The 11,496-nt window shown below is 60.9% G+C and carries 14 protein-coding genes; 3 read left to right on the top strand and 11 right to left on the bottom strand.

Features of this window, described 5'->3' with window-relative positions; all coding sequences use genetic code 11:
* Positions 1–49 precede the first annotated feature (49 nt).
* The 7 genes from RLW41_RS00590 to RLW41_RS00620 all read right to left on the bottom strand — a co-directional run bounded on the left by RLW41_RS00590 (position 50) and on the right by RLW41_RS00620 (position 5,355).
* Entirely contained in the window at positions 50–808 is a 759-nt protein-coding gene (locus tag RLW41_RS00590) for a 4'-phosphopantetheinyl transferase family protein (RefSeq protein ID WP_414463083.1), read from the bottom strand.
* Positions 792–1,322: a MerR family transcriptional regulator gene (locus tag RLW41_RS00595; protein WP_409560419.1), complete on the bottom strand. Its 531-nt coding sequence runs from the start codon at positions 1,320–1,322 to the stop codon at positions 792–794. The genes RLW41_RS00590 and RLW41_RS00595 overlap by 17 nt, the downstream gene beginning before the upstream one ends.
* Positions 1,323–1,394: 72 nt before the next feature.
* A complete protein-coding gene (locus RLW41_RS00600) occupies positions 1,395–1,700 on the bottom strand; it encodes an integration host factor subunit alpha (protein WP_013948272.1) in 306 nt (101 codons plus the stop codon).
* Between the two features lie 158 nt (positions 1,701–1,858).
* Positions 1,859–2,836, bottom strand: coding sequence for a beta-ketoacyl-ACP synthase III (locus RLW41_RS00605; RefSeq protein WP_013948273.1), 978 nt, complete (start codon positions 2,834–2,836; stop codon positions 1,859–1,861).
* A gap of 2 nt (positions 2,837–2,838) precedes the next feature.
* Positions 2,839–3,933, bottom strand: a complete 1,095-nt coding sequence (plsX, locus tag RLW41_RS00610; protein WP_409560420.1) for a phosphate acyltransferase PlsX — start codon at positions 3,931–3,933, stop codon at positions 2,839–2,841.
* A 259-nt stretch (positions 3,934–4,192) separates the two neighbouring features.
* A complete protein-coding gene (locus RLW41_RS00615) occupies positions 4,193–4,711 on the bottom strand; it encodes a YceD family protein (RefSeq protein ID WP_414463084.1) in 519 nt (172 codons plus the stop codon).
* Complete coding sequence (locus RLW41_RS00620; RefSeq protein ID WP_414463085.1) at positions 4,708–5,355, bottom strand: ubiquinol-cytochrome C chaperone family protein; 648 nt, start codon at positions 5,353–5,355, stop codon at positions 4,708–4,710. The genes RLW41_RS00615 and RLW41_RS00620 overlap by 4 nt, the downstream gene beginning before the upstream one ends.
* Before the next feature lie 99 nt (positions 5,356–5,454).
* Between RLW41_RS00620 and RLW41_RS00625 the strand changes: the two genes are divergently transcribed.
* The gene (locus RLW41_RS00625; protein WP_409560423.1) at positions 5,455–5,931 is read left to right on the top strand and encodes an outer membrane protein assembly factor BamE; all 477 of its coding nucleotides are present in this window, start codon (positions 5,455–5,457) and stop codon (positions 5,929–5,931) included.
* 166 nt (positions 5,932–6,097) lie between these two features.
* Complete coding sequence (locus RLW41_RS00630; protein ID WP_013948278.1) at positions 6,098–6,352, top strand: hypothetical protein; 255 nt, start codon at positions 6,098–6,100, stop codon at positions 6,350–6,352.
* 78 nt (positions 6,353–6,430) lie between these two features.
* On the opposite strand, the gene RLW41_RS00635 is transcribed toward RLW41_RS00630, so the two are convergent.
* Entirely contained in the window at positions 6,431–8,590 is a 2,160-nt protein-coding gene (locus RLW41_RS00635; protein ID WP_414463086.1) for a sodium-translocating pyrophosphatase, read from the bottom strand.
* A 279-nt stretch (positions 8,591–8,869) separates the two neighbouring features.
* Positions 8,870–9,331: a VrrB protein gene (locus RLW41_RS00640; RefSeq protein WP_414463087.1), complete on the bottom strand. Its 462-nt coding sequence runs from the start codon at positions 9,329–9,331 to the stop codon at positions 8,870–8,872.
* Between the two features lie 281 nt (positions 9,332–9,612).
* On the opposite strand from RLW41_RS00640, the gene RLW41_RS00645 reads away from it, so the two are divergent.
* Entirely contained in the window at positions 9,613–10,491 is an 879-nt protein-coding gene (locus tag RLW41_RS00645; RefSeq protein ID WP_414463088.1) for a DUF937 domain-containing protein, read from the top strand.
* A 78-nt stretch (positions 10,492–10,569) separates the two neighbouring features.
* On the opposite strand, the gene RLW41_RS00650 is transcribed toward RLW41_RS00645, so the two are convergent.
* The gene (locus RLW41_RS00650) at positions 10,570–10,923 is read right to left on the bottom strand and encodes a hypothetical protein (protein WP_409560427.1); all 354 of its coding nucleotides are present in this window, start codon (positions 10,921–10,923) and stop codon (positions 10,570–10,572) included.
* Positions 10,924–11,128: 205 nt separating this feature from the next.
* Positions 11,129–11,476 (bottom strand): RidA family protein, encoded by a 348-nt coding sequence (locus tag RLW41_RS00655; protein WP_024276090.1) that lies wholly within the window; start codon positions 11,474–11,476, stop codon positions 11,129–11,131.
* Positions 11,477–11,496: the final 20 nt, after the last annotated feature.

Raw genomic sequence — 11,496 nt, forward strand, 5'->3', positions numbered from 1 at the left:
GCGGCTGCATTCCATAAACCCAGCGAGCTGAGACCGCGGCTGATCGCGTTTAGCCGCGCACGAATGCGTCAAGCGTCGTATGGGGAAAAATTTCGACGGCGAGCGTTTCGGGAAGGCATTCGGCTGCAACGACGGCGACATGCTCTGGATCAATCGTGAGATGTCGAACCGCCACGCGCCGCGCGGTGTCCGTTTTCTTCCCTTCTTCGCCGCCAACGACTCCTTCCTGCGTCAGCAAACGGCCGATGCCGATGCCCAACGCCTTAGCCACAGCTTCGAGCCGGACCCATGCAGCAATAACATCCGCATCGTTATCCGCTGAAAGCAACGGCTGAGCTGCGAGACGTCCGGCGGCCGCGACGATGCGGTGACGGCGATCGGGCGACATCTTTAGCGGCCGGGCGCGTCTTTCGAGATCGACTCCGAGGGGCATGCTTGTCGACACCGCGATAAGCGCGGCGCTGCCGGTGTGAGAGATGCTGAAGTGCGCCACTCTTCCAGGTAGAACCGGTCGGCCGCCCGGCTCGATTTCAAACGGAATTTGCCGCAGCCCAGGGCCGACGATGCGTTCGAGCGCGATACGCGTTGCGATGCGCGAGGCACGCCAAAGACGACGTGCCTCGATATTCTTCATCGCTTCCGCGCGCTCGACATCGGCGGCCGACAACCGGGGCGTCCGTTCCTCCTCGACTTCGAGGCCAGCAGCCGCGCTGTCGAGATCGACGAAGAATATCCGGATATCGGGGGGTGCTTCGCGCACTCCTGAGATCGGAGCGAGTTTGGCAGGAGATTTAGGTTCGCCCTGCACGCGATTTCTTCACATCGTCGGGTGCGGCGACAGGATTGATAGGCTGTCCGCGAAGAATAGCACAGGCGATTTCAAGCTCGCGGATTGCGCTTTGAATCTGGCTTTTCGTAATGGCAGCAAGATCAACCGGCGCTTTCGTCTGCGGCTCGATCGCCACGACGGACGGCGCAGGCTTCGCGATCGGCTTGCGGCCGCGCTTGCGGCCTGTCGCAACGGTCGTAGGTGCTGGCTGAGGTGCAGCGACTCGATGGGCTGCAGCCTTTACCTGATCGACGCCATGCTCGCGCAGAATTTTCTGCACGCCGCGAATTGTATAACCTTCCGCATGGAGGAGCGCACGGATGCCGCGCAGCAGCTCCATATCCTCCGGCCGGTAATAACGACGACCGCCGCCACGCTTCATCGGGCGAATCTGCGGAAAGCGTCCTTCCCAGAAGCGCAGCACGTGCTTTGGTATCTGGAGCTCGTCGGCCACTTCTCCGATCGTGCGAAATGCTTCCGCCGACTTGTTCATGGCTCGCCCCCTCGCGTTCCCAACAACCCCTTGCAATTGAACGCTTAGTTTCGCGCACTTGCAACAGCGGTGTTAGCGACTCGCGTGGCCTTTGTTGATCCTATCCTTCATAATATTGGACGGACGGAACACGAGCACACGGCGCGGCGTAATCGGTACTTCCTCGCCCGTCTTGGGATTGCGGCCGACACGCTCGCCTTTCTGACGAATGCCGAACGAGCCGAACGACGACAGTTTTACTGCGTCGCCACCCGCCAAGCTGCCGGAAATTTCCTCGAGCACCCGCTCGACGAGATCCTGGCTCTCGTTGCGCGGCAAACCGACTTTTTCCACGACGGCTTCCGCGAGATCAGCCCGCGTCAATGTCTTGCCCACCATCCCAATTCCTCCCAGCCGAACATCACTTTGAAAATGATCTCGAAACATCATTTCGGCCGGGGATGGTAGCGGCGGTTCGCCGCGGGGTCAACTGGGTACGCTGCAACAAGCGTCTGATAAAGAACGATATTCTACGCTGCAGCGCACCAAAACGGGCGCTACCAGCGGGCCAGGACGGCGCCCCAAGTAAATCCTCCGCCCATCGCTTCCATCAGGATCAGGCTGCCTTCCTTGATGCGATGAGCCTCAAAAGCATCGTTCAGAGCGAGCGGAATGGAGGCGGCCGATGTGTTGCCGTGCTTATCGAGCGTCATGACGATTTTTTCGGGCGCGACGTTCAGCTTTTTGGCGATGCCATCCAGGATGCGCTTATTCGCCTGATGTGGGATGAAGAGATCAATTTCATCGGGCGTATAGCCGGTTTGAACGAGCGTCTCCTCGATGACGCCCGAGATCTTCTGAACGGCGTGGCGGAAGACCTCGCGGCCGTTCATGCGCAGATGACCGACGGTCTTGGTCGAGCCGGGGCCGCCGTCGACATACAGCAGTTCTTCAAAACGGCCATCGGAGCGAATGAGCGTCGAGATGATGCCGCGGTCGTCGCGCATGCCACGCTGCGGCTGCGCTTCGAGCACGACCGCACCGGCGCCATCGCCGAATAGAACGCAGGTGGAGCGATCGGACCAATCGAGAATACGCGAGAACGTCTCGGCGCCGATGACGAGAGCGCGCTTGGATTGCCCGGCTTTCAGGAAATTGTCGGCGATGGTAAGCGCATAGACAAAGCCGGAGCAGACGGCCTGCACGTCGAATGCGGCGCCCTTCGTGACGCCGAGCATCGTCTGGATTTTCACCGCCGTGGCGGGGAACGTGCGGTCGGGCGTCGACGTCGCGCAGACGATGAGATCAATTTCGACAGGGTCGATCCCTGCACGGATCAACGCCTGCTTCGCAGCAGCTGCGCCGAGTTCGGATGTCAGCTCTTTTTCGTCGGCGATGTGGCGTTCGACAATTCCAGAGCGCTCGCGGATCCACGCGTCGCTTGTATCGACGATTTTCGCGAGATCATCATTCGTCACTACGCGCTTAGGAAGGTGTGCGCCGACGCCGCGAATGACAGAGCGGAGAATTGCCAAATCTATGCCTTTCCAAGCAAACTTCCGGTCGTGTCGCGTGGCACAGGTGCCGCGCTGCTGACAGCCGCCGCCGAAAGCCTATGGTGAAAACCGTCAATGTCGGCCGTGAGGCGCGCGATCAGGCCGGAATCGGCCATCTCGTACGCAAGATCGACGGCGCTCGCAAATCCAAAGGCATCGGTGCCGCCGTGGCTCTTCACCGCAATACCGTTCAAGCCCAGGAACGTGCCGCCATTGACGCGGCGAGGGTCCATTTTTTCTTTCAGAACGCGGAAGCCGCCTTGCGCCAAGAAGGCGCCGATCTTGCTGACGATAGAACTCATCATTGCAGATCGAATATAGGTGCTGATCTGCTTGGCTGTTCCCTCCGCCGTCTTCAGCGCAATATTGCCGGCGAAGCCCTCGACAACGACAACGTCAACGGCGCCCTGCCCGATCTGATCGCCTTCGACAAAGCCCTTGTATTCGAGCGGGAGAACATCGACCGACTTCAAAAGCGCGTTCGCGGACTTGACGTCCTCGTTGCCCTTCATCTCTTCGGTGCCGACGTTCAGCAGGCCGACGGACGGCCGCTCGATGTGGAAGACGGCGCGCGCCATCGCAGCGCCCATCAAGGAAAAGTCAGCGAGCTGACTGGCCGTCGCGCCGATGTTGGCGCCGACATCGAGCACGATGCATTCGGATTTCACTGTTGGCCACAGAGCCGCGATCGCCGGACGCTCGATGCCTGCGATTGGGCGCAGCACCAGCTTCGCAATCGCCATCAGCGCGCCGGTGTTGCCCGCCGACACGGCAGCGTCTGCCTCGCCGGCTTTCACCGCTTCGAGCGGCAGCCACATGCTGGAACCCTTGCCGCGCCTCAGGGCCTGGCTCGGCTTTTCATCCATCGAGATAACAAGATCGGTGTGGACGACACGGCTCTTTGCGCGCAACGCCGGATGCTGCGCAAGCGCTGCTTCGATGCGCGGCTGCTGGCCGTAAAGGATAAAGCTCAATGCGGGCTGGCGCTCAAGTGAGAGCGCGGCGCCGGGGACCACGACCTCAGGACCGTGATCACCGCCCATGGCATCGAGTGCGATCGTCTTTGGGCTTGCCATTCTTTGTCGATTGCCGCGAACGCCGCGTTCGGCGCACCTGCACCAGACTCAGCTTTACGGCCCTATCAGTCCCCGAAATTCGGCGAGACCATATCCTTTTGGAGCCCGCCCACAAGGCGAAATCGCACCTCGTGACAGAACCACTCACATCTGAGTACTTTACCTTGACTTTTCATTCGCATATAGCGCCATGAAGCCGTTTTACGGCTTCGTAAGCTTGGCCTGACCGGGTGCTGACCGGGGCAACCAAACGCGCGGTTTAGCGCTTATCCTTAAGCTTCGATAAAGCGGCGAACGGGTTGCTGGGGCTCTCCTGACCCGATTTTGGATCTTCCCATGAGAATTCCGCGCCTTCGCGCCGTGGATAGGGATCGAGGGATGCCGACAGCGTTTCGAAGACGATGCGCCCGACGGGAATCAACCCATGCTCCAGCAATTCGACATCGCTGCCGCTTAGAACGCTGGAATCCTCATCACTTTCCTCGGACTTGAGGTCGGGCCAGAACTCGACGTCAAACGCCGCTTCGACCTTGCCAGCGACGGGTTCGAGCGAGACGACACACGCCTGTTCTACGCGCGCAGAGAGTGTCCCCGAAAGGCGGTACGCGCCGCCTGCAATCGAGACGATGCGATAGCGCGACGACAGGCTCGCGACACTGAGGATATCTAGCCCCTTCGCAACGTCCTGCAATTCCTCAGCCGTCGCCTCTCGCGTGCGGTTCAAACCACCCGCTGGAATTTCGGTGGTTTTTTCGGTCCAATCCAAAGCGTCCGTCAAGTCTCAGTCTTTCCGATCATTGAGTGCTGCCCGATCATTGAAGTGCTCGCGTCCAAGAGTTGCGCAGCTGCACCGCTTTGCACCCAGACGTCAAAAGGCACCACAGCTAGCGCCGATGACGCAGCGCGAACATAGTTTGCCAGCGCGCGCTCTGCATCCTGCCGTTTTGCGGCGCCGGGCAATGCATAATGCTCAAGGTTTGCAGCCAAGCGGCCATCTTCTATGTCGGCGACGCTGCTCTGGTAAATCGTGGCGCGTTCATAAAATGCCGCGGCGGCGCGCTTAACCTTCTTTGGCACCGCAAGATCGCCGATACCCATTTCGCGCATGCAATCGTCCATGTCCTCGACGAAAATTTCGATCATGCGCTGGCTGAGGCCCGCGGCATCGGGCACGGTGCCGCGCAATCCCTCCAGGGCGAGATAAAGGTGCAGTGCGACCAGTTCGAACCGGCCTTCAGGTGTGTCCGGAACGCCAATCGCACCATAAAAGTCCGGCTGTCTCGCAGCGGTCACGACGCTGCCATAAAGCTCTTTTGCTCTGCGCCCGGTTTCCGTCCGCTTGTTCAGCCATCGCAACATGTTGGGGGCAACTGTTAATAAGCTAGAGGGTTGCGGCGTGACCCAGTGAATTCTGGGGAACATGCCGTGCGGCCACGGGGGCGCGCAGTTGCTGCTTTTCGGCACTCAATCTAAACACGCGTGGCCGAAAGGGCGAGGTGATTCCCGCTAATGAAAGTACAAATGAAACAGAACGGGACCAGGCGCCAGTACCGTGCAGGAGCGCTTCTGCTGAGCCTGCTGGCTTCGGCTGCTGTTCTTTCAGGCTGCGGCGCGCCGACGATCACCAAGCACGGCATTGAATTTCGGCCGACAGATCTGCAGGCCATCCAGTCCGGCATGAGCAAGGACCAAGTGCGGAGCGCGCTCGGAACGCCAAGCACGACGGCGGTCCTGGGTGATGGCAGCGCGTTCTATTATATTTCCAGTACCGACTCTGAAAAGTCGTTCTTCTTGCCGACGGAAGAGAACCGGCAGGTAGTTGCAGTCTATTTCAACCAGGGCGCGACTGTCGACCACATCGCGAACTATGGTTTGAAAGACGGCAAGGTCTTCGACTTCATCAGCCGGACGACCCCGGCGCCGGGCGGCAAGGACGAAGGCATTCTGAAAGGACTCTTCCGCAATCTCGGCAAGCAACAGCTCTTCGGCGGCGGCTGACGTTTACTTCGCTCCGTGCCGGGGGCTCGTTTCGCGCGGCAGCACCTGCTATATCGCGATGGGTGCCGCCGGGTCACGCTTGAAAAAACGTGAGTCGGCAGCAAATGAAACGGATGGCCGGCGCGCAGGGCCAGACGTCGGCCAACGCAACAAATCCAGGTATTCCATGACCGAAAAAATCCAAGCGGGCTTCATGGCCTTTCTCGTGGACGGCAAAGACGGTATCGGCGCGATCCGCGAAGTGACGCCGACCTCACTCGTGCTTTATGTCGAGAACGCAGGTGAATTCGTCGTGCCGCTATCGGCGGTGAAAGACGTGCACTCGCAAAAGGTGCTCTTGAAGCCTGAGCTTCTCGACAAGCGCATTTTGGCCGCGATCGGTCATGTCCACGACAGCGAAGATCCCAAGCTCGTCGGATAAACATCTGTACAGTGTGCTGAACGCAAAAAGGCCCCGCGAACGACCGCGGGGCCTTTTCTGTCTGTAGGTTCGTGATCGTCACGCCATGTGTGCGAGCACGGCAAGCAGCAGCAGCGCAACGATGTTCGTGATCTTGATCGCCGGGTTCACGGCGGGACCTGCCGTGTCCTTGTAAGGATCGCCGACGGTGTCGCCGGTAACGGACGCTTTATGGGCCTCCGAGCCCTTCATATGCTTGACGCCGTCCTTATCGACAAAGCCGTCTTCGAAGCTCTTCTTGGCGTTGTCCCATGCGCCGCCGCCCGATGTCATCGAGATTGCGACGAAGATGCCCGTGACGATCACACCGAGCAGCATCGCGCCGACCGCGGAGAAGGCGGCACCCTTGCCTGCGATGGCATTGACGACGAAGAACAGCACGATCGGCGACAGCACCGGCAGCAACGACGGCACGATCATTTCCTTGATCGCGGCACGCGTCAGTAGATCGACCGCTCGCGCATAGTCGGGCTTCGACGTACCTTTCATGATGCCTGGATCGGACTTGAACTGGCGACGCACCTCTTCAACGATCGATCCCGCGGCGCGGCCGACGGCCGTCATGGCGAGACCGCCGAAGAGATACGGAATGAGACCACCGAGCAGAAGACCGGCAACGACGTAGGGATTTTCAAGACCGAAATTGACTTCGACACCCTTGAAGAACTGATAGCCCGTGGCGCCTGCCTTGTTCGCTTCATCAATGAAGTGATGCAGATCGTAGTTATAGGCCGCGAACAGCACGAGAGCGCCGAGACCAGCCGAACCGATGGCATAACCCTTGGTCACGGCTTTCGTGGTGTTGCCGACCGCGTCGAGCGCATCGGTGGAGCGGCGGACTTCCTTCGGCAGTCCGGCCATTTCAGCGATGCCGCCCGCGTTGTCCGTCACCGGGCCGAAGGCGTCGAGCGCGACGATCATGCCGGCGAGACCGAGCATCGTCGTCGTGGCGATGGCGGTGCCGAACAGGCCGCCGAGCTGGTAGGTGGCAATGATCGCGGCAACGATCGCAAGCGTAGGCAGGGCGCAGGCTTCAAGCGAAACAGCCAGCCCCTGGATGACGTTCGTGCCGTGGCCTGTCACCGACGCCTGGCTAATCGAGCGCACCGGACGATAGCCGATGCCGGTATAGTATTCGGTGATCCAGACGATCAGGCCCGTCAGCACCAGTCCGACGATACCGCACAGGAACAAGTTGCCGCCGGTGATGGTCTGGCCGGCTGCGGTGCCGACTTCCCCGAAACCGCCGAGAACGTATTGCGTCGCGACGTACAGACCGAGGATCGACAGCACAGCGGAAGCGATCACGCCGCGATAGAGTGCGCCCATGATCGAGCCGTTGCTGCCGAGCTTTACGAAATACGTGCCAACGATCGACGTGACGATGCAGGCGGCGCAGATCGCGAGCGGATACGTGATGAGCGCCGCAAGGTTCGGCTGGCCTGCGAAAAAGATCGCGGCGAGCACCATCGTTGCGACGACCGTCACGGCGTAGGTTTCGAACAGGTCGGCCGCCATACCGGCGCAGTCGCCGACGTTGTCGCCGACGTTATCGGCAATCGTTGCAGGGTTGCGGGGATCGTCTTCGGGAATGCCGGCTTCGACCTTGCCGACAAGATCGCCACCGACGTCAGCGCCCTTCGTGAAAATACCGCCGCCGAGACGCGCGAAGATCGAGATGAGAGATGCACCGAAGCCGAGCGACACCAGCGCATCGACGACCTCACGGCTGCCCGCTTCCTTGCCGAGGCCGACCGTTAGCACCGTGTAGTAGACGGCGACGCCGAGTAGCGCCAAGCCCGCAACCAAAAGGCCGGTGATGGCACCGGCCTTGAACGCGATGTCGAGGCCCTTGCCCAGCGAGATCGTCGCCGCCTGAGCCGTGCGGACATTGGCGCGAACGGAAACGTTCATGCCGATGAATCCGGCGGCGCCGGAAAGAACCGCACCAATCAGAAAGCCGATGGCCTGCAGAGGTCCGAGCAGCAGCCAAGCGAGAATGAAGATGACGACGCCGACGATAGCGATCGTGCGATATTGCCGGCTGAGATAGGCCTGCGCGCCTTCACGAACGGCGGCTGCGATCTCCTGCATGCGGGCGGTGCCCTGGTCGGCACTTAACACCGCATTCGCAGTGATGACAGCGTAGAGGATCGACAACGCCCCGCAGGCGATGATCGCCCAAAGTATGTTGGTCATGAGTGGTCCCTTTTGGCACGCTTCCTATGAGGCCCGTTTTGATCGGACCCCTATCGCCGGTGCTTCCAGGTGCTGCCGAAACAGCTTTTCCGCCCCGACTCTTTATTCTGTGATTGTTGCAGTATCGGTTTTGGTCGGCGGACCATGCCAAAAGTGTCGCAGGGTTGCAACTCGTGCGAGACGTACTCCCGTCCCAAAAAGAAGCGGCCCGGACGGGAGACCCGCGCGAGCCGCATTCGAACGTTCGCCTGACAGGAGCTAGCAGCAGACGCTAGCGAATCAGCGGCGCCAATGACCACGGTGGCCCCAGCCGCCGCGCCATCCGCGATGGCCCCAGCGCCCGCCGCGCCAGTAGCCGCGGTGTCCCCAGTAGCCACCGCGCCAATGGCGATAGCGCCAGCCGGGCCCATACCAACGGCGATAGCCATAATACGGGCCGCCGTAGTAGCCGCCGTAATAATAGCTCGGGTAGTAGCCACCGTAAAAATAGGGCCAGCCGTATCCGTAGTAGCCGGGTCCCCACCAGCGACGACGCCAGCCCCAGCCTCGGCGCCAGCCGCGATGCCACCCCCAGCCTCGGTGGCCCCAACCGCCACGACGCCAACCCGTCTTGGTGACAACGCTTGAGGCCTTGTCGACATGCATGGCCGTCAAGCCGGCTGCAGCGTTGGCAGAAGCCGGGAGTGTTCCCGCAAAAAAGAGTCCGGCGAGAACGGATAAACTCATGACAAGTTTTCGCATTGGTCTCTCCATAAGGGACAGTCGCCCTCGGACGGCTATGGGATCGACCCAGGGCCGGCGAACTTCAAACGCTCGTGAGTTCGCGCACGTTTCTCGAACCTCACAGACACATCGCAAATTGTCTCGACCTGAGGCGGATTAAGTTCCGTTTGTTGTGAACAGCCGATGAATGTCTGATCGCATTTTCGTTGTGCGTCGCACGGTCTTTTCGCGCCTGCTGTCAGCCAGCGCGAGGCGTGATAGTTAAGCTCGATATTCGCTTTAGCGACCGGAGGCGGGGCGTGACGATCGAAAACAGTCTGCGAAGTGCCGAGGGACAGCAGCTCATCTCAAATGTTGCCTCAGCTTTCGGTGTCGACCAACAAAAGGCGGCCGAGGCTGTACAGCTGCTTACCGATGAGCTCAGCGCTCGGATCCAGCGCGCCATGCTGTCCCGCGGGGGGGTGGCCGATGTCGTGTCGCTGGTGACAGCCCCGGCAGCGCAGCGAGCGCTTACGCGTCCTGATGCGCTTGCCACCTCGGGGGTCGCTGCGGACGGCGACGACATCCTCCAAGTGCTTATCGGCAGCAAACATGTGAGCCGGGGCATCGCCCTGCGCACGGCGCGGATGACAGGGCTCGATCCGATAACGGTCCAGAAGTTGCTGCCGGTGGTCGCCAATTTGCTGGTCGGCGAATTGCAGCGGCAATCGGGTCCGGCGATCGCCAAGGTCGCGGGAAGTCTTCCGGGATTTGGCGGTGCAGGCGGTAGCCCCTTGCCGCTACCTGGAGATGTTTTCCCGCCCAGGGGGGCGAGTTCCAATTCCTCGTCCGATCTGCCAAGCGGACCGGCATCCAGCGCCTCGCGCGGGCCGATCGATGCCGGCAATCCGCTGCCGGTACCTGGCGACACGATACCGGGCGTCGGACGTCGCAATCGCTACCCCCAACCGGGTCAGGACGATAATCCGTATAGCCGATTGCCCGATATCGTCCGTCGCGGGGGCGAGCGCGTGCCGGGCCCGGACGGCGGCTCGCTGGAGAGCGTCATCCGGTCGATCCTGGGCAATCTACTCGGGTCGAACAGCGGCGTCGTCGGGACGATGATCAAGCTGTTTCTCGTCCGCTGGATCGTCTCGCTGGTCCGGCGGGTTCTCGCGGGCGCACTTAGTCGGCGATAACGCGGGGAAAAGCCCCCCTACATGCAAAGGGCCGCCCCGAAGGCCGGCCCTTTGATAGATTGGCGAAATGCAGAAGTGTCAGCGGCCCTTGCGGCACGGGCGAGCGTTAATATCGCAGCCCCATGAGCCGTCGCCGCCTGAGCAGGTAACAGTCTTGCTCGAAGCCAGACCCCAGTGCGCCCAAGTCGAACCATATTCAAAGTCGGTGAAGTCCGCCCACGACTTGATCGCGGAAGCGATTGCTGCCTTTTTCGTGGCTCGGCCCGAGCTTGAACCGTAGTGGTAGTGATCAACGAAGCATGTCTTGTTGCCACGTTCGCGCTGCTGCGCGTGAATTGCGGCTAATCCCGTCTCATCCGCGAGCGCAGGAACTGCGCAGGCCACAACTACAGCGGCGGCGAGCGCCGGCTTCACCCATCCGAACCGATTCATCTGTTCCCGTCTCCGAAGACTAATGGGGGCTAGTCCCCATTCCGGCTATTTCGCAGATTCAACAGCCGTTCAGAAAGCTTTGTCGAAGGGAGAGAAAAGAAATTGGAGGAGAGAGGCAATCCGGGCACAGCTTTCTTGTCCTACGTCGCCAACGCGTTTCGCAATTTGGACAAGCTCTATTTCTGCGCCCGAGTTTGGCTGTCTTTTACTTCACGGCGACGACCGAGATTTCAACGAGCATGCGCGGGTCGATGACCTTGGCCTCGACGCAAGCGCGCGCCGGAGCGCCTTCGCCGCCGAGCCATGCGCTCCAGGCCTTGTTCATGCCGTCGCGGCTGCGGATGTCGCTGAGCCAGACAGTCGCCTGCACGATCTTCGCCTTGCCGGTACCGGCAAGCGCCAGCAGGCGGTCAATTTCGGCCAGAACTTCGGCGGTCTGGCCTTCGACATCCTTGGACAGGTCGGTCGGGATGACACCGGCGGTAAAGACGAAGCCGTTGGCCTCCGTGACCTTCGAATAGACGGGGGAGGTTTCGTAGCGGGTAACGGTCACTTGAGGTCTCCTGTATGCGG

This window comes from Hyphomicrobium sp. DY-1, assembly GCF_047497105.1.
Classification (GTDB): Bacteria; Pseudomonadota; Alphaproteobacteria; order Rhizobiales; family Hyphomicrobiaceae; genus Hyphomicrobium_B.